At 61.3% G+C, this 17,681-nt stretch carries 15 protein-coding genes; 11 read left to right on the forward strand and 4 right to left on the reverse strand.

What is annotated here, in order from left to right:
- Positions 1-15 precede the first annotated feature (15 nt).
- A complete protein-coding gene (gene betC, locus ACYSTU_RS07315) occupies positions 16-1,530 on the reverse strand; it encodes a choline-sulfatase (protein ID WP_366300778.1) in 1,515 nt (504 codons plus the stop codon).
- Positions 1,531-1,644: 114 nt separating this feature from the next.
- On the opposite strand from betC, the gene ACYSTU_RS07320 reads away from it, so the two are divergent.
- Positions 1,645-2,595, forward strand: coding sequence for a choline sulfate utilization transcriptional regulator (locus tag ACYSTU_RS07320; protein WP_498997090.1), 951 nt, complete (start codon positions 1,645-1,647; stop codon positions 2,593-2,595).
- A gap of 46 nt (positions 2,596-2,641) precedes the next feature.
- Here ACYSTU_RS07320 and ACYSTU_RS07325 read toward each other — a convergent pair whose 3' ends face one another.
- Entirely contained in the window at positions 2,642-3,307 is a 666-nt protein-coding gene (locus ACYSTU_RS07325; protein ID WP_016772367.1) for an NAD(P)-dependent oxidoreductase, read from the reverse strand.
- Between the two features lie 81 nt (positions 3,308-3,388).
- Between ACYSTU_RS07325 and ACYSTU_RS07330 the strand changes: the two genes are divergently transcribed.
- The 10 genes from ACYSTU_RS07330 (at position 3,389) to ACYSTU_RS07375 (ending at position 14,606) form a co-directional block, all read left to right on the forward strand.
- Entirely contained in the window at positions 3,389-3,715 is a 327-nt protein-coding gene (locus ACYSTU_RS07330; protein ID WP_206421314.1) for a DOPA 4,5-dioxygenase family protein, read from the forward strand.
- Positions 3,716-4,118: 403 nt separating this feature from the next.
- On the forward strand, positions 4,119-5,426 hold the full coding sequence (locus ACYSTU_RS07335) for a CitMHS family transporter (RefSeq protein WP_016772365.1): 1,308 nt from the start codon (positions 4,119-4,121) through the stop codon (positions 5,424-5,426).
- A gap of 85 nt (positions 5,427-5,511) precedes the next feature.
- A complete protein-coding gene (locus tag ACYSTU_RS07340; RefSeq protein ID WP_122698793.1) occupies positions 5,512-6,279 on the forward strand; it encodes a TerC family protein in 768 nt (255 codons plus the stop codon).
- Between the two features lie 432 nt (positions 6,280-6,711).
- Complete coding sequence (locus ACYSTU_RS07345; RefSeq protein ID WP_110599651.1) at positions 6,712-8,370, forward strand: Na/Pi cotransporter family protein; 1,659 nt, start codon at positions 6,712-6,714, stop codon at positions 8,368-8,370.
- 175 nt (positions 8,371-8,545) lie between these two features.
- Positions 8,546-9,940, forward strand: coding sequence for a M16 family metallopeptidase (locus ACYSTU_RS07350; RefSeq protein WP_498997095.1), 1,395 nt, complete (start codon positions 8,546-8,548; stop codon positions 9,938-9,940).
- Between the two features lie 71 nt (positions 9,941-10,011).
- Positions 10,012-11,040 (forward strand): DUF5924 family protein, encoded by a 1,029-nt coding sequence (locus ACYSTU_RS07355; protein WP_498997098.1) that lies wholly within the window; start codon positions 10,012-10,014, stop codon positions 11,038-11,040.
- A gap of 54 nt (positions 11,041-11,094) precedes the next feature.
- On the forward strand, positions 11,095-12,243 hold the full coding sequence (locus ACYSTU_RS07360) for an ABC transporter permease (RefSeq protein ID WP_498997101.1): 1,149 nt from the start codon (positions 11,095-11,097) through the stop codon (positions 12,241-12,243).
- Positions 12,240-13,043 carry an ABC transporter ATP-binding protein gene (locus ACYSTU_RS07365; protein WP_123441935.1) on the forward strand — a complete coding sequence of 268 codons (804 nt, stop codon included), beginning with the start codon at positions 12,240-12,242 and terminating at the stop codon, positions 13,041-13,043. Before ACYSTU_RS07360 ends, ACYSTU_RS07365 begins: the two co-directional genes overlap by 4 nt.
- A gap of 1 nt (position 13,044) precedes the next feature.
- Positions 13,045-13,983, forward strand: a complete 939-nt coding sequence (locus ACYSTU_RS07370; RefSeq protein WP_016772359.1) for an MlaD family protein — start codon at positions 13,045-13,047, stop codon at positions 13,981-13,983.
- Positions 13,980-14,606 carry an ABC-type transport auxiliary lipoprotein family protein gene (locus tag ACYSTU_RS07375; protein WP_123441936.1) on the forward strand — a complete coding sequence of 209 codons (627 nt, stop codon included), beginning with the start codon at positions 13,980-13,982 and terminating at the stop codon, positions 14,604-14,606. Before ACYSTU_RS07370 ends, ACYSTU_RS07375 begins: the two co-directional genes overlap by 4 nt.
- Before the next feature lie 115 nt (positions 14,607-14,721).
- Here the strand turns inward: ACYSTU_RS07375 and ACYSTU_RS07380 are convergent, their stop codons facing one another.
- Positions 14,722-15,951, reverse strand: a complete 1,230-nt coding sequence (locus ACYSTU_RS07380) for a nucleoside recognition domain-containing protein (RefSeq protein ID WP_498997106.1) — start codon at positions 15,949-15,951, stop codon at positions 14,722-14,724.
- A 201-nt stretch (positions 15,952-16,152) separates the two neighbouring features.
- Complete coding sequence (gltP, locus tag ACYSTU_RS07385; RefSeq protein ID WP_024014978.1) at positions 16,153-17,484, reverse strand: glutamate/aspartate:proton symporter GltP; 1,332 nt, start codon at positions 17,482-17,484, stop codon at positions 16,153-16,155.
- Between the last annotated feature and the right edge of the window lie 197 nt (positions 17,485-17,681).

The raw sequence follows: 17,681 nt of genomic DNA on the forward strand, positions 1-17,681 counted from the left end.
GACTTCCCCTTAACGTTATTGGTTTTGGCAGGGTTGTGGATAACGGGCCTTGCGCTCCAGATCATCAAGGTCGATGTGGTTGCGCATGTACTGCTGACTGGCATCGACCAGTGGCTGGTGATCCCAGCTCTTCAGCTTGCCGATGGTTAACGCATCGGCGACGAAACGGCGTCGGCGCTGGCTGGCCAGTACGTCCCGGTGGATCGCCGGAATGTCCCACTTGGCCCGCGCTTCAGCGAGAAAATCGTCGAACAGCTGACGATGTTGCGGCGATTGGCTCAGTTCCTCTTCTTCGCGCGGATCGTTATCCACATCGAAGAGTAGGCACGGGTCGCTTTCGCTGTAGATAAATTTGTAGGCGCCCCGGCGGATCATCATCAGCGGGCTGACAGTGCCTTCGGCCATGTATTCGCCGAACACCTCGTCATGCCCGCCCTGCCCTTGCAGGTGCGGCAGCAACGAACGACCGTCCAGTGGCAAGCCCGGCTCAAGCGTGCCACCGGCCAGATCCACGAACGTCGGCAGCAGGTCGGCGGTGGAAACCGCGGCGCTGACCCGGCCCGCCTCGAATTGTCCTGGTGCGCTGATCAGCAGCGGCACTCGCGCGGCCATCTCGAACCAGTGCATTTTGTACCAGAGGCCCTTCTCGCCGAGCATGTCGCCATGGTCACCGGAGAAGACGATGACGGTGTCGTCGATCAGCCCGGTTTCTTCAAGGGTTTGCAGCAGTTTGCCGACATTGGCGTCGATATAGCTGCAAGCACCGAAGTAGGCGCGACGGGCATCGCGGATCTTATCCACAGGCAGCGGCCTGTCCCACAGGTCGTAAACCTTGAGCAGACGTTGCGAGTGCGGATCGAGATCGTCCTGGTTCAAGGCTGTAGGCAACGGGATATCGGCATCGTCATACAGATCCCAAAAAGCCTTGGGAATCGTGTACGGATCGTGCGGGTGGGTCATCGACACGGTCAGGCAGAACGGTTGCTCGCCGTCCTCGCGAATGTGATCGAACAGATATTGCTGCGCCTTGAACACCACCTCTTCGTCGAAATCCAGCTGATTGGTACGCACGCACGGCCCGGCTTGCAGCACGGAAGACATATTGTGATACCAGCTCGGCCGCACGTCCGGCTCGTCCCAGTTCACCGCCCAACCGTAATCGGCCGGGTAAATATCGCTGGTCAGGCGTTCTTCATAACCGTGCAACTGGTCCGGCCCGCAGAAATGCATCTTGCCCGACAGCGCGGTGCGGTAGCCGAGACGCCGCAGGTAATGCGCGTAAGTCGGAATGTCGGCAGGAAAGTCAGCCGCGTTGTCGTAGGCGCCGATCTTGCTCGGCAACTGGCCACTGACCAAGGTGAAGCGCGACGGCGCGCACAGCGGGCTGTTGCAATAGGCAGCATCGAACACCACGCCTTGGGCGGCGAGGCGGGATAGATTCGGCAGTTTGATCGGCGATGGGCCGTAGAACGGCAACATTGGCGCGGCCATTTGATCGGCCATGATGAAAAGAATGTTCTTGCGCTTCATGTGATCGCGGCATTCCATGTTGAATATTTATGCGAGAGTGCTGCGATCGAGCATGGATTCCATGCCTGTTCCGGTAAAGCCCGCGCCGGACAATGACTAGGATAAGTACAGCTTATGTATGACGCCCTCGGTGACCTCTCCCTCGATCTGCTGCGCGCTTTTGAAGCGGCGGCCCGCCATCGCAGTTTTACCGCTGCTGCGGTGGAGCTTGGCACCACGCAGCCGGCGATCAGCCAGCAAATGAAACGTCTGGAAGAGCAGCTCGGTACGCGCCTGTTCGACCGGATTTACCGGGGTATCGAGTTGACAGAGGTTGGCGCCCTGCTGTTCGAGCAAGTTACCCTCGGTTTGCAGAATATCGACGCAGGATTGAGCGCAATCAGCACTCAGCAGCAACATGAAGTGCTGCAAGTGGCCACGGATTTCGCTTTCGCCGCCTATTGGCTGATGCCGCGCCTGCACCGCTTCCATGAGGCCAATCCGCACATCGATGTCAGCCTGGTCACCAGCGAGCGTAACCACAACATGCTGCGCACCGACATCGACGTGGCGATCCTGTTTGGCGATGGTCGATTCAAGCAGGGCGAGAGCCACTGGCTGTTCAGCGAAGAGGTGTTCCCGGTGTGCAGTCCGCTGCTGCTCAAGGAGCGTTCATTGCCGCTGCCCGCGCAGGCACTGCTGGAATTTCCGCTGTTGCATCTGCGTGGGGAAAACAGCAGCAACTGGTTCGACTGGAGTGGCTTGTTTCGTCAGTTGGGCCTGACTACGCCGCCAGCGCCGGGGCAATTGCGCTTCGACAATTACACCTTGCTGATTCAGGCGGCGATTGGCGGACAAGGCGTGGCGATTGGCTGGCGGCACCTTGTGGATAACTTGCTGGTGCAGGGTTTGCTGTGCCGGCCGCTGGCGGAAACCACGCTGTCGAGCCTTGGCTATTACGTTGTGCTGCCGCAACGCAAACGTCGGGGTGCGTTGATTCAGGAATTTGTTGATTGGTTAATGGCGGAACAGGCCAGCAGTGCCGAATCGCTTAACGGTCTGGCCCTGCCCTCGATTGCGGTGTGAAGAGCAAAAGATCATCCGATCGCGGCCCGAGCCTTCGGACGATCTTTTACGAATCAGAAGCCGCCACAAAATTCACATGCTGCCCCACATGCAGGTTCAACCGCAGCTCGTCGGCGATGCCCACCGCCACGCGGTTCAATCGCTCCAGCGGTTCGGCCAGTCCCGGTTCGAGATTGCCGCCGACCTGACTGAAGTGCTCGATGGTCAACCCGGCCACGCCATGCGGCGCATTGACCAAGGTCCAGCGCAGTGAGCTGCTTTGTACCGCCTCGAGGATTTCTTCGGCAGCGTGACGTTGCAGACGCTCGTCATTTTCTGGCTCGTCGAGCACACCGAAGTTGCCGACCAGAAACAGGCGCGGCACGCTGGCCAGTTGCAAACCTTCGACCAAGGCGTCGACTGCCAGCACTTGTTCCACCGGCCCCAGCGTCACCGAGCGCTCAACGTGGTCGCTGCTGAACGGCAACCCCGGCGCGTCCAGCAGGCAGATCACCGCCGAACTGCCGGCGACGCTCTGATTGACCCGCTCGGCATCGAACAGATCGCCGGTTTTGGTGCGCAACCCCGGACGCGGCGCGAGTGCGGTGAGATCGTCGAGAATGGCGATGACTTCGTGTTGGCGACGGAGCAATTCAGCCATCAATGCACCGCCCAAGCTGGCCATGGCACCATAAAGCACCACTTTGACCACTGGGGTCTCGGCATTTTTCATGGCTGTTTTCCTTATAGTTGTCCTATATGACCTGTGACGGTGGAAACAGCCAAGGGTTCGAACCGATTGAGAGGCGACACGATGCAAGGGATCAAGGGCTATCACGCCCATGTCTATTTCGACGCGCAAACCATCGACCAAGCGCGGGCCTTGTGCGAACAGGCCGCGCAGTTGTTTGCGCTGAAAATGGGTCGCGTGCACGAACGCCCGGTGGGGCCGCATCCCGAGTGGAGCTGCCAACTGGCTTTCGGTCCCGAGCTGATCGGCGAAGTGCTGCCATGGCTGGCGCTCAACCGCAAGGGCCTGGTGGTATTCCTGCATCCGGAGACTGGCGATGACTTGCTTGACCACACCGAACACGCGATCTGGATGGGCGCGGTGCGGCCGCTGAATCTGTCGATTTTTTAACCAGTTACTTGCGCTGAACTGATAACGGATGTGTCCAGACCGCCAGCCAGCGCTGACTGTCCGTTTATCCGCATCGCTACCAACCCCGTATTCATTGGCTGTCGTTGCATCCGACCGCCGGTTGATCATTCATTGATCGCTTTCGCTCGCGAAAGGTAGCTGAAAGCTTCCCCGATTAGGATCGCCCCACTCCCGGCAACAGACCGGTTGGCCCAAGCCCTGTGTTTTTTCCACAGGCCCGGCCCAATTAACAACAACAATGGTGATTCTGATGTCTTCTGCAACCCGCCGTTTCTCCCGCTTCCTGCTGGTCACTCCGCCCGTACGCCTCGCGCCTCCCGTTCTGCGCTGATCCCGCCCGATCCGCTCATTCCATTAGCCGCGCTACGCCTGGAGTATTCCCATGCTGACTTTCCTTGGCTTCGCCATGGTCATCACGTTCATGTTCCTGATCATGACCAAGCGCCTGTCCGCGCTGATCGCCCTGATCATCATCCCGATCCTGTTCGCGCTGTTCGGTGGTTTCGCGCCGAAAATCGGCCCGATGATGCTCGAAGGCATCACCAAACTGGCGCCGACCGGCGTGATGTTGATGTTCGCCATTCTGTATTTCGCCCTGATGATCGACTCCGGCCTGTTCGACCCGGCCGTGCGCAAGATCCTCAAACTGGTCAAGGGCGACCCGTTGAAAGTTTCGGTCGGTACCGCCGTTCTGGCGCTCGTCGTTTCCCTCGATGGTGACGGCGCGACCACTTACATGATCTGTGTGGCCGCCATGCTGCCGCTGTACAGCCGCATCGGCATGAGCCCGCGGATCATGGCCGGTCTGATCATCCTCGCCGGTGGCGTGATGAACATGACCCCATGGGGCGGCCCGACCGCCCGCGCGGCGAGTGCCCTGCATGTCGACCCGTCGGACATTTTCGTACCGATGATCCCGGCCATGGCCGCCGGTGTCTTGGCGATCCTGGTGATTGCCTACTTCTACGGCAAGCGTGAACGCGCCCGCCTCGGTGAACTGCACTTGGTCGGCGACGAGATCGATCACAGCGAAATCAGCGTCTCGCAATTCCCCGACGCACGCCGTCCGAAGCTGATCTGGTTCAACGCCGCACTGACTTTCGGCCTGATGTGCACACTGATCGGCGGCCTGTTGCCGCTGCCGGTGCTGTTCATGGTGGCGTTCAGTATCGCCATGATCGTCAACTACCCATGCCTGCAAATGCAGAAAGATCGTGTCGCGGCGCATTCCGGCAGCGTGCTGGCAGTGGTCGGGCTGATCTTTGCGGCGGGTATCTTCACCGGTATCCTGTCGGGCACCGGCATGGTCGATGCGATGTCGAAGAGCCTGTTGGCGGTGATTCCGGATTTCCTCGGCCCGTACCTGGCGGTGATCACGGCACTGGTGAGCATGCCGTTCACCTTCTTCATGTCCAACGATGCGTTCTATTACGGTGTATTGCCGGTGCTGACCGAAGCGGCCAGCCACTATGGGATCACTGCGGTGGAAATGGCCCGTGCCTCGATCGTCGGCCAGCCCGTCCACTTGCTGAGCCCGTTGGTGCCGTCGACCTATCTGTTGGTGGCGCTGGCCGGCATCGATTTCGGTGATCACCAGCGTTTCACCCTGAAATGGGCGATCCTGGTGTGCATCTGCATTCTGATTGCTGCACTGCTGTTGGGGACTTTCCCGATGTTCAGCACTCTATAAGCCCAAGACTCACCGTTACGGGTCCCGGCTTCGCGGTTTGAAGCCCGGACCTTTTTCGGTTCAACAATTGCTCAAAGGAATACACATGGATTGGCTGACCAACCCCGAAATCTGGGTTGCCTTCTTTACCCTGACCGCCCTGGAAATCGTCCTCGGTATCGATAACATCATCATGATTTCGATCCTGGTCAGCCGCATGCCCAAACACATGCAGCAGCGCACGCGGATCTTCGGTCTTGGCCTGGCCATGGTCACGCGGATCCTGTTGCTGCTGTCGATCACCTGGGTCATGCGCCTCACTGCCGATCTTTTCGAAGTGTTCGGCCAGGGCATCTCCGGTCGCGACCTGATCCTGTTCTTCGGTGGCCTGTTCCTGCTGTGGAAAAGCTCGCAGGAGATGTACCACGCGCTGGAAGGTGAAGATGAAAGCGACGACGCGCCATCGGGCAAGGGCGGCAACTTCCTCTACACCATCATCCAGATTGCGATCATCGATATCGTCTTCTCGCTGGACTCGGTGATCACTGCGGTCGGCATGGTCTCCCACGTTCCGGTCATGGTCGCGGCGATCGTCGTGGCAGTGCTGGTGATGATGCTGGCGTCGGGCAAGATCAGCGAATTCATCGACAAGCACCCGTCGCTGAAAATGCTCGCCCTGTCCTTCCTGCTGGTGGTCGGTACCGTGCTGATCGCCGAATCGTTCGACGTGCACGTGCCAAAAGGCTACGTCTACTTCGCCATGGCGTTCTCGCTGGCGGTTGAGGCTATCAACATCAAACTGCGCGGCGCGATGGCCAAGAAGAGACAGCAACAGGATCCGGTGAAACTGCGCAAGGATGTGCCGGGCCAATAATCTGGTAGTCCCGGCAGCACGCTACACCCCTGTGGGAGCGAGCCTGCTCGCGAAGATGGAGTGCAAGTCGACAACAATGTTGGCTGGCCCACCGCTTTCGCGAGCAGGCTCGCTCCCACATTTGTTTGTGCAGCATTCAGGCACCGCGGACCCTGTGGGAGCTGGCTTGCCAGCGATAGCGGAATGTCAGGCGACATCAATGTTGGTTGTGCCGACGCCATCGCTGGCAAGCCAGCTCCCACAGGGGCGGCGTTGATTTAAATGGGAGTGTATGAAGCGCTTCTCATGACACTTTTGTTTCAATCCCCTCTTTAGCTGTGCAATGCTGGCGCCGAGACCGTTCGCCAACTACAGCTTAAGTATCAAGAACGTAGAAACCGCGCGGTGCCGTCCACTTGCCCCTCTGGGGCGCTGCTACTACAGGGGGTCTGCATGCTCACCCTGCTCAATCTGCTGTCCGCCGTCGCCCTGTTGATCTGGGGCACGCACATCGTCCGAACCGGCATCCTGCGGGTTTACGGCACCAATCTGCGACATGTCATCGGCCAGAACATGTCGAAGAAATGGCTGGCGTTCATCGCCGGTATTCTCGTCACCGCCATGGTGCAGAGCAGCAACGCTACGGCGATGCTGGTCACTTCGTTTGTCGGGCAAGGCCTGATGGCGCTGACCCCGGCGCTGGCGACCATGCTCGGCGCCGATGTCGGCACCGCGCTGATGGCGCGGGTGCTGACCCTCGATCTGTCGTGGCTGTCGCCGCTGCTGATTTTCCTCGGGGTGATTTTCTTTCTGTCGCGCAAACAGACGCGGCTCGGGCAGATGGGCCGGGTGTCGATTGGTCTCGGGCTGATCATTCTCGCCCTGCAATTGATCGTCGAGGCCGCCGCGCCGATTACTCACGCGCAGGGGGTGAAGGTGATTTTTGCCTCGCTGACCGGCGACATTCTTCTCGACGCCCTGGTCGGCGCGCTGTTCGCGATGATTTCCTACTCCAGCCTCGCCGCCGTGCTGCTCACCGCTACATTGGCCGGTGCTGCGGTGATCAGCCTGCCGGTGGCGATCGGTCTGGTGATCGGCGCCAACATCGGCAGCGGCATCCTTGCCTTCATGAGCACCAGCATGCAGAACGCCGCCGGCCGCCAGGTTGCGCTGGGCAGTCTGTTGTACAAATTGATCGGTTTGCTGCTGATCATCCCGGTGCTCGACCCGCTGGTGCACTGGATCGACAGCCTTGATTTCAGCCCGCAGGAAATGGTCATCGGCTTCCACCTGCTCTACAACACCGCGCGCTGCCTGATCCTGCTGCCCAGCGTCGGGCCGATGGCGCGGCTCTGTGCTTGGCTGTTGCCGGAGCGGCCGGAGGTCAACGGCGCCGCCAAACCGCGCCATCTCGACCCGACCGCGCTGGTCACGCCGAGCCTGGCGCTGGCCAATGCCGCGCGGGAAACCCTGCGCATGGGCGATCTGCTCGACAACATGCTCGACGCCTCCCTCGACGTGCTGCGCGGCAAGCAGACCGCCGTCACCCAGGAAATGCGCCGCCTGACCGACGACGTCGAGGCGCTGTACAGCGCGATCAAGCTGTATCTGGCGCAGATGCCCCGCGAGGATCTCGGCGAGCACGACAGTCGGCGCTGGGCCGAGATCATCGAGCTGGCGATCAACCTGAAACTCGCCGCCGACCTGATCGAGCGCATGCTGCGCAAGATCCAGCAGCAGAAGACGTCGCAGCGCCGTTCGTTTTCCGAAGAGGGCCTGGAAGATCTTGCCGGGCTGCAACAGCAACTGATCGCCAACCTGCGCCTGGGCCTGTCGGTGTTTCTCAGCGGCGACCGCGAAAGCGCGCGGCAGTTGTTGCGGGAGAAACGCCGCTTTCGTGCGCAGGAACGGCGTCTGGCCCATGCGCATGTCAGCCGTTTGCAACGCAAGATCGTGCAGAGCCTTGAGACCAGCTCGCTGCATCTGGAGTTGATCGCCGACATGAAACGGCTCAATTCGTTGTTCTGCAGCAGCGCCTATGTCGTGCTGGAAACGGCGGACACCGGCGCGCTGGCGGTGGATGACATGGCCGACATTACGCATTCGCCTTGAACGTCTGGGGCTGGGGCCAGTCAGTTACAGTGGTTCAGCCTTGAGACCGTCATCGCTGGCAAGCCAGCTCCCACAGGGTTTTGTGAGCGCCGCAGATCCTTGTGGGAGCTGGCTTGCCAGCGATGGGGCCTGACTGACGACACGGATCTCCAAATCAGCCGTATGGAAGCCTGTTATGCGTTGCCTGTTGTTCGCCTGTCTGTTGCTCGGTTCCCTGCCCGCCTTTGCCCTGGATCGCTTTCAGGTCGAAGGCTATGCGCTGCCCAACGGTTTGCAACTGATGCTCAAGCCCGGCACCGAGCGTGGGCATGTGGCGATCCGGCTGGTGGTCGGCGTTGGCCTCGATGACTTCGACTGCGATGAAAAAGAGCTGCCGCATTTGCTCGAACACCTGCTGTTCAGCGGTATCGACGCCACCGGCGAAGGCGGTCTGGAAGAACGCATGCAGGCGCTGGGCGGGGACTGGAATGCGTTCACCAGCAATGCCGACACCACGTTCGTCATCGAAGCCCCGGCGAAAAACCAGCGCAAGGTGCTTGACCTGCTGCTCGCGCTGCTGACCCAGACACGCATCGACGACAACGCAATCAACGCGGCGAAACGGGTGGTCGAGCGTGAGGACGGCGGGCATTACACCAGGCTGCAACGTTTCCTCGACCGTCAGGACCTCGGCCATACTGCGAGCAATCAGCTGGCTGTCGAGTTGGGTCTGAAATGCCCACAGCGCGCCGAGGTCGGCCATCTGACCCAAGAGCAATTGGAGACGGTGCGCAAGGCCTGGTACGCGCCGAACAACATGACCCTGATCGTCGTCGGCGAACTCGACAAACTGCTGCCGGCCTATCTCGAGCGTACCTGGGGTGAGCTGGAGCCGGTCGAGCCCACCGAACACCGCGCGCTGCCGGACATCCGCACCAGCGCCGCCCATGAACGCACCCTTACCCGTGGCTTTATCGGCGACAGCGCCAAGCTGCACTGGCTGGTGCCGGAACCGGTGCTCGACGATCAGTACGACCAGACGTTCGACATTCTCAAGGATTACCTCGACTGGGCGCTGTACCGGCAGATTCGTCTCAACCATGGCTTGTCGTACGGGCCGTGGGCCGAGCGCGAAGTGTTCGGTGGTGTCGGCTTCATGAGCCTCAACGCTGACCTGGATCGCGATGACGTCGACGAAGCCATCCAGGTACTCGATGACCTCAAGGCCGACCTGCTGAAAAACGGCCTCGACCCGAGCACCTTCGCCCGCATCAAACAAGCCGCCATCGCCCACCAGGCCTGGGCCGTGCAGGGCAACAGCGCGCTGGCGGACTATTACTGGAGCGCGCTGGCCGACTATCAGGATGGCCGCTTTGCCAATCCCGCGCGGGAGCTGCAAGGGGTGACGCTGGAAGCGGCGAACAAAGCGATGCGCGAGCTGTTGCTGCAGCCGGGGTATATCCGGATCGAGAAGCCTTTAATCAGTGATGATCAGGTGTTGTGGCTGGCTGCAGGTGGGGTGGGTCTGGTGCTGCTGATGTTGATCGGCTGGCGTGTGTATCGCCGCCACAAAATTGCTGGAAGCCATTAATCCTCTGGTGAGTGAGCACTTGTGGCGTTAACCTTTCCGGGATTTTCCCCATATCGTCGTGAACCGCCAAAATGCCAAAACTGACCCTCCTTATCCAGCGCCTTCTCGAGCTGATGAAGCGCTACCCCGGGTTGATCGCGGCGGGTGGTTTCATTTCCGGGGTCGGCAGTTTCATCCTCGTCGATCGCCAACAGGGGCTAGCCAGCTGGATCACGGTGATCATGCTGCTCAGCTGGATCTGGCTGATGCTGGAAAACACCCTGACCGGGCTGTTCACACAGATTTTCAAGCGCGAGATTCCCCAGCCGCTGCTGCGCTACGCGACGCAGATGATCCATCAGGAAAGCCTGTTTTTCGTTCTGCCATTCTTCTTCATCACCACCACGTGGAACAGCGGCCAGTTTGTCTTCACGGGGCTGCTCAGCGTTGCTGCACTGATCTCTATCGTCGATCCGCTGTACTACAAATGGCTGGCGCCACGGCGCTGGGCGTTTCTCGCGCTGCACACCCTGACCCTGTTCGCCGCCCTGCTCACCGCGCTGCCGGTGATCATGCACCTGACCACCGCGCAGAGTTTCAAATGGGCGCTGGGGATTGCCGTGCTGCTGTCGTTCCCGAGCCTGGCATCGATCTTCCCGATCCGCACGGTGCGCAATGCCCTGGCGATTCTGTTCATCACAGTCGGCATCGGCGGCGTCGGTTGGGCGCTGCGTTCGTGGGTGCCGCCGGCAACGCTGTGGATGACCGACGTAGCGATCAGCACGCAGCTGCAGGATCGCACCCCCGGCGCCAGCCTCGATACTGTCAGCGCCGAGCAGATCCGCAGCGGCGGGCTCTACGCCTACACCGCGATCAACGCGCCGCGCGGCCTCGACGAGCGGATTTATCACGTGTGGACCTTCAACGGCAAAGAGGTCGACCGCATCGCCCTCGACATCCATGGCGGGCGCAAGGAAGGCTACCGGGCGTGGACCCACAAGCAGAATTTCCCCGGCAGCCCGGCGGGCAAGTGGCAGGTGCGGGTGCTGACCGAGGATGGCCAGTTGATCGGCGTGCTGCGTTTCGCAATTACCGACAGCACACCGGCCAAAGAAAAGTAATCCGGTTCGTGCTATTACGTAGGATCTCGTAACGGCCGTACAAGCACGGAGCTTATGACCAGCAGCCCAACCCCCGGCAGTGCCCACCTGGACACCGCGCTCAGCCCTGCCCGTCTGCGGGTCAGCGGCGACTGGACGCTCGCCCACTACACCGCGCTCAAGCATCTGAGCGAAAAGCTCCGCGGCCAGTACGACGCCAACACTTCCATCGATCTGAACGGCCTCGGAGCCCTCGACACCGCCGGCGCCTCGTTGCTGGTCGAGCTGCTCGGTTCCGAGCGCTTGGGTAAAACCGCCGAACACCCCGATTGCACCCTTTCAACTGCCGACCGCGCCTTGCTGCAAACCGTGTACCGCTCGCTGAGTGATTTCTGCGTGCCGATCAAGGAGCCGGAAATCAGCGTCAGCGTGCAACTGCTGACGCGCATTGGCCGCGCGGTGGACAAGGTCTGGACCGACACGCTGCAACTGCTCGGCTTCGTCGGCCTGATTCTCGAAGTCATCGCCCGTGGTCTGTTGCGGCCCAAGCGCTGGCGCATCACGCCGATGATCGCGCACATCGAGCAGACCGGCCTCGACGCCGCGCCGATCGTGGCCCTGCTGACGTTTCTGGTCGGCGCGGTGGTGGCGTTTCTTGGCGCCACGGTACTGGCCAGTTTCGGCGCGACGATTTTTACCGTGGACCTGGTCGGCTTCTCGTTCCTGCGCGAATTCGGCGTGCTGCTCACGGCGATCCTGATGGCCGGGCGCACCGCCAGTGCGTTCACTGCACAGATCGGCTCGATGAAGGCCAACGAAGAAATCGACGCGATCCGCACCCTCGGCCTCGACCCGATCGAGTTGCTGGTGGTGCCGCGCGTGCTGGCCCTGCTGGTGGCGCTGCCGATGCTGACGTTTCTGGCGATGCTCTCGGGGATTGTCGGCGGCGGCGTGGTCTGCGCAGTGTCGCTGGACATCTCGCCGGCGATGTTCCTCTCGCTGCTGCAATCGGACATCGGCATTCAGCATTTTCTGGTCGGGCTGGTGAAGGCGCCGATCTTCGCCTTCCTGATCGCGGCGATCGGTTGCCTGGAAGGCTTCAAGGTCAGCGGCAGCGCCGAATCGGTCGGCGCGCACACCACCTCCAGCGTGGTGCAGTCGATTTTCGTGGTGATCGTGCTCGATGCGGTGGCTGCGCTGTTTTTCATGGAGATGGGCTGGTGAGTCGTCTACCCCGCGCGCCCTCGGAGGCGGTGATCGAAGTCCGTGGCCTGTGCAATCGCTTCGGCCCGCAGAGCGTGCACGAGAACCTTGATCTGGACGTGTACAAGGGCGAGATCCTCGCCGTGGTCGGTGGCTCCGGTACCGGTAAATCGGTGCTGCTGCGCAGCATCGTCGGGCTGAATCGGCCCAGCGAAGGCATGGTCAAAGTCTTCGGCCAGAACCTGCCGAATCTGCCCGAGCATGAACGCTCGCTGATCGAAAGGCGCTTCGGTGTGTTGTTCCAGAAAGGCGCGCTGTTTTCCTCGCTGACCGTGACCGAGAACGTCGCCCTGCCCCTGATCGAACACGCCGGCCTCAGCCGTCACGATGCCGAGCACCTGGCGGCGGTGAAACTGGCGCTGGCCGGGCTGCCGTTGTCGGCGGCGGACAAATACCCGGCGTCGCTGTCCGGCGGCATGATCAAGCGCGCGGCGCTGGCGCGCGCCCTGGCGCTGGATCCGGACATTCTGTTTCTCGACGAACCCACCGCCGGCCTAGATCCGATCGGCGCGGCGCAGTTCGATCAATTGATCCTGACCCTGCGTGATGCGTTGGGTTTGAGTGTGTTTCTGGTCACCCACGACCTCGACACGCTGTACACCATCACCGATCGCGTGGCGGTGCTGGCGCAGAAGAAAGTGCTGGTTGCCGGCCCTATCGACGACGTCTCGGAAACCGACGACGCGTGGATTCACGAATACTTCCACGGCCCGCGCGGCCGCTCGGCGCTGGACGCCGCCAAACAGCTCAACGAGGTCTGATATGGAAACCCGAGCCCATCATGTGTTGATCGGCCTGTTCACGGTGATCGTCGTGGCCGGCGCCCTGCTCTTCGGCCTGTTTTTGGCCAAATCGAGCGTCGACACTGAGTTCAAGGATTACGAAGTGGTGTTCAACGAGGCGGTTAGCGGTCTGTCCAAGGGCAGCTCGGTGCAGTACAGCGGGATCAAGGTCGGTGACGTGGTCAGCCTGCGCCTCGACCCGCAGGACCCGCGCCGGGTGCTGGCGCGGATTCGTCTGGCGGGCGACACGCCGGTCAAGGAAGACACCCAGGCCAAACTGGCGCTGACCGGCATCACCGGCACCTCGATCATCCAGCTCAGCGGCGGCACACCCGAGAGCCCGAAACTGCGCGGGCATGACGGCAAGCTGCCAACTCTGGTCGCCTCGCCCTCGCCTATCTCACGTCTGCTCAACGACAGCAGCGACTTGATGACCGGCATCAGCGCCCTGCTGCAAAACGCCAACCACATGTTCTCCGCGGAAAACGTCGAGCGTGTGAGCAAGACCCTTGCCCATCTGGAACAGACCACCGGCACCATCAACGACCAGCGCGGCGACATCAAACAAGCCATGCAGCAACTGGCGACCGTCGGCAAACAGGCCGGCAGCATGCTCGAGCAGACCTCACTGCTGATGCGCAACGCCAACGGCCTGCTCAATGATCAGGGCAAGCAGGCCTTGGGCAGCGCCGAACAGGCGATGAAGTCGCTGGAGCAAAGCAGCGTGACCATCAACGGCTTGCTCAGCAAAAACCAGAATTCGCTGGATAACGGCATGCAGGGCCTCAACGGCCTGGCCCCGGCGATTCGCGAACTGCGCGAGACGCTGACCTCGCTGCGCGCCATTTCCCAACGCCTTGAGGCCAACCCCAGCGGCTACCTGCTGGGCAGCGACAAGAACAAGGAATTCACCCCATGAAGCTGACTCGAATCGCCCTGCTCGGCGCTGGCCTGACCCTGATCGGCGCGTGCTCGATCTTGCCCAAGTCGGAACCCTCGGACGTCTACCGCCTGCCCGCCGCGCAAGCGCCCGCCTCGGCCAGCCCGGCGGCGACGCAGTCGTGGTCGCTGCGCTTGAATAAATTGCAGGCCAGCGAAGCACTGAACCGGCCGAGCATTGCCGTTATCCCGCAGGGCGATGTGATCAGCAGCTACAAAGGCTCGCGCTGGAGCGATCCGGCGCCGGTACTGCTGCGCAATCGCCTGCTCGATGGATTCCAGCGTGACGGCAGAGTGACGTTGCTGAGCACCGACGACAGCAACTTCCAGGCGGATCTGGAACTGGGCGGCAGTTTGCAGGCGTTTCAGACCGAATATCAGGGCACCCAGGCCGGCGTTGTGGTGCGGGTCGATGCGTTGCTGGTGCGCGGCTATGACCAGCGCATCCTCGCCAGCCGCCGTTTTGAAGAGCGCCAGCCGTTGAGCGATGTTCAGGTGCCAGCGGTGGTCGCCGGGTTTGGCCAAGCCAGTGATCGCCTCACGGCCAAGGTTGTGGCCTGGGCCGTGGAGCAAGGCCAGAAACTCGCCCCGCAACCCCGCTGACACACCACAGCTCCTGTGGGAGCGAGCCTGCTCGCGAAAGCGGTGTATCAGTCACTTAAGCGTTGACTGACACTCCGACTTCGCGAGCAGGCTCGCTCCCACATGGGAATTTTGCTCAGCCGAAGAACCAGTAGCAGACCCCGATAGCGCCCACCACTCCGGCAAACTCCGCCAGCAACGCACACCCCACCGCGTGCCGTGCGCGTTGAATCCCCACCGCGCCGAAGTATACCGCCAGCACATAGAACGTGGTTTCGGTACTGCCCTGCACCGTCGCCGCGACCAGCGCCGGGAAGCTGTCGACGCCGGAAGTCTGCATGGTCTCGATGAGCATCGCCCGCGCGGCGCTGCCGGAGAACGGTTTGACCATCGCCGTCGGCAGCGCATCGACGAAGCGCGTGTCCCAGCCGGCCCATTCGACCAGATGGCGAATGCCGTCCAAGCCGAAATCCAGAGCACCAGAGGCGCGCAGCACGCCAACCGCACACAGCATCGCGACCAGATACGGCAAGAGGTTCTTCGCCACATCGAAGCCTTCTTTCGCGCCTTCGACGAACGCCTCGTACACCTTGACCTTGCGCAGCGCGCCGATCAGCAGAAACAGCATGATCAGGCCGAACAGCGTGAGATTGCCGAGGATCGACGACAATCCCGCCAGCGCTGTCGCGGAAAGCGTGCCGAGCAGCGCCATGAAGCCGCCAAGGATCAGCGCGCCGGGCAGCAGATAGGCGAGCACCACCGGGTCCCAGATGCGCAGGCGTTGCATGAAAGCTACGGAGAGAAAACCGACGATAGTCGAGCAACTGGTCGCCAGCAGAATCGGCAGGAACACCAGCGTCGGATCCGGCGCGCCTTGCTGGGCGCGGTACATGAAGATGGTCACGGGCAGCAGGGTCAACGACGAGGCATTGAGCACCAGAAACAGAATCTGCGCGTTGCTGGCGATGGTGGCGCTGGGGTTCAGCTCCTGCAGCGCTTTCATGGCTTTCAGGCCGATCGGCGTGGCGGCGTTGTCCAGGCCCAGACCGTTGGCGGCGAAATTCAGCGTGATCAGGCCAAGGGCAGGGTGGCCGGGCGGGACTTCCGGCATCAGCCGCAGAAACAGCGGGCCGAGGACCTTGGCCAGCCACTCGACGATCCCGGCCTTTTCGGCGATGCGCAGAAAGCCCAGCCACAGGGTGAGGGTGCCGAACAGCAGCACCATGACTTCGACCGACAGCTTGGCCATGGCGAAAATGCTTTCCACCATCGCCGCGAAGATCCCGGCGTTGCCGCCGATCAGCCACTGCGCCAGCGCCGACACGGATGCAACGATGAAGAAGCCAAGCCACAGGCCATTAAGCATCAGTCAAATCCCCCGAAGAATGCGGCGAATGATAGCGGGGTCGCCAGAAACGACAAACCCCGGATTGCTCCGGGGTTCGTTAGTGGGGCTTGCATCAATCACTGTGGGAGCGAGCCTGCTCGCGAAGAGGCCGGCCCATTCAACATCTCTGTTGTCTGGTGTACCGCTATCGCGAGCAGGCCCGCTCCCACAGGTTTTGCATCAGTTCTTGGAAATTTCGCCAGCCGGCAGTTTTTCCTTGCTGCGCCAATGCGGCAGGGAGTTCCAGTAGCGCTCGCCCTTGGCGTCGTCGTACATGCCTTCCCAGCGCGCGATGACCAGCACCGCCAGAGCATTACCGATCACGTTCAGTGCGGTACGGGCCATGTCCATGATGCGGTCGACACCGGCGATGAACGCCAGGCCTTCAAGCGGGATGCCGACGCTGCCCAGAGTCGCCAGCAGCACTACAAAGGACACGCCCGGTACGCCGGCGATGCCTTTGGAGGTGACCATCAGCGTCAACACCAGCAGCAGTTGCTGGCTGATCGACAGGTCAATGCCATACAGCTGGGCAATGAAGATCGCCGCGATCGACTGGTACAGGGTCGAGCCATCGAGGTTGAACGAGTAACCGGTCGGTACCACGAAGCTGCAGATGGCTTTCGGCGCGCCGTAGGCTTCCATCTTCTCGATCACGCGTGGCAGCACGGTTTCCGAGGAAGCGGTGGAGTAGGCCAGTACCAGCTCATCCTTGAAGATGCGCATCAGCTTGAGCACCGAGAAGCCGAACAGCTTGGCGATCAGGCCCAGCACGACGAAGGCGAAGAAGGCGATGGCGACGTAAACCAGGATCACCAGTTTCGCCAGCGGCAGCAGCGAGGCGAAGCCGAAGTTGGCCACGGTCACCGCGATCAGTGCGAACACGCCGATCGGGGCGTAGTTCATGATCATGTGGGTGACCTTGAACATGCTTTCCGAAACGCCCTGGAACATCTTCACCAGCGGCTCGCGCAGGTCCGACTGCAGGCTCGACAGGCCGAGACCGAACAGCACGGAGAAGAAGATGATCGGCAGCATTTCGCCGCGAGCCATGGCCGCGAAGATGTTCGACGGGATCAGGTTGAGGATGGTTTCGATGAATGCATGTTCATGCTGCACTTCGGCGGCGGTCGCCTGGTACTTGGAGATGTCCACCGTGCCCAGGGTGCTCATGTCGATGCCGGTGCCCGGATGGAACACGTTGGCCAGCACCAGACCGACAACGATGGCGATGGTGGTGACGATCTCGAAATAGATGATGGTCTTCAGGCCGATACGCCCGAGTTTCTTGGCGTCGCCGACGCCAGCGATGCCGACGATCAGCGAGGAAATGACGATCGGGATCACGATCATCTTGATCAGACGGATAAAGATATCGCCTGCCGGTTGCAGGACGTTGCTGATCCACCAGGCCTTTTCAGCGCTGAAGTGGTTGAGCAACGCACCAATTGCAATCCCCAGAATCAGACCGATGAGGATCTGCCAGGCGAGGCTGATTTTTGCCTTCTTCATTATCTTTACCCTTACTTGCGTTTGACTCAGGCACATGCAGGAACTGGAACGCTCATCAGCGGAAAAGTCTGTGCATCTGCCTCCGTATAAGGTGCCCCGAAGCGCGTGTTTACGGCTCTTCGGCAGGCGAAAAAAGGCGCAACTATTCCGATGCAAGGTGGCGCCGTCTAATGCCGTAAACGCCTACCCTATGCCTA

Source organism: Pseudomonas glycinis, assembly GCF_054871425.1.

Coding starts and splice junctions, on each gene's coding strand:
- betC (WP_366300778.1), bottom strand. CDS start 1,530: ATGAAGCGCAAGAACATTCTTTTCATCATGGCCGATCAAATGGCCGCG.
- ACYSTU_RS07320 (WP_498997090.1), top strand. CDS start 1,645: ATGTATGACGCCCTCGGTGACCTCTCCCTCGATCTGCTGCGCGCTTTT.
- ACYSTU_RS07325 (WP_016772367.1), bottom strand. CDS start 3,307: ATGAAAAATGCCGAGACCCCAGTGGTCAAAGTGGTGCTTTATGGTGCC.
- ACYSTU_RS07330 (WP_206421314.1), top strand. CDS start 3,389: ATGCAAGGGATCAAGGGCTATCACGCCCATGTCTATTTCGACGCGCAA.
- ACYSTU_RS07335 (WP_016772365.1), top strand. CDS start 4,119: ATGCTGACTTTCCTTGGCTTCGCCATGGTCATCACGTTCATGTTCCTG.
- ACYSTU_RS07340 (WP_122698793.1), top strand. CDS start 5,512: ATGGATTGGCTGACCAACCCCGAAATCTGGGTTGCCTTCTTTACCCTG.
- ACYSTU_RS07345 (WP_110599651.1), top strand. CDS start 6,712: ATGCTCACCCTGCTCAATCTGCTGTCCGCCGTCGCCCTGTTGATCTGG.
- ACYSTU_RS07350 (WP_498997095.1), top strand. CDS start 8,546: ATGCGTTGCCTGTTGTTCGCCTGTCTGTTGCTCGGTTCCCTGCCCGCC.
- ACYSTU_RS07355 (WP_498997098.1), top strand. CDS start 10,012: ATGCCAAAACTGACCCTCCTTATCCAGCGCCTTCTCGAGCTGATGAAG.
- ACYSTU_RS07360 (WP_498997101.1), top strand. CDS start 11,095: ATGACCAGCAGCCCAACCCCCGGCAGTGCCCACCTGGACACCGCGCTC.
- ACYSTU_RS07370 (WP_016772359.1), top strand. CDS start 13,045: ATGGAAACCCGAGCCCATCATGTGTTGATCGGCCTGTTCACGGTGATC.
- ACYSTU_RS07375 (WP_123441936.1), top strand. CDS start 13,980: ATGAAGCTGACTCGAATCGCCCTGCTCGGCGCTGGCCTGACCCTGATC.
- ACYSTU_RS07380 (WP_498997106.1), bottom strand. CDS start 15,951: ATGCTTAATGGCCTGTGGCTTGGCTTCTTCATCGTTGCATCCGTGTCG.
- gltP (WP_024014978.1), bottom strand. CDS start 17,484: ATGAAGAAGGCAAAAATCAGCCTCGCCTGGCAGATCCTCATCGGTCTG.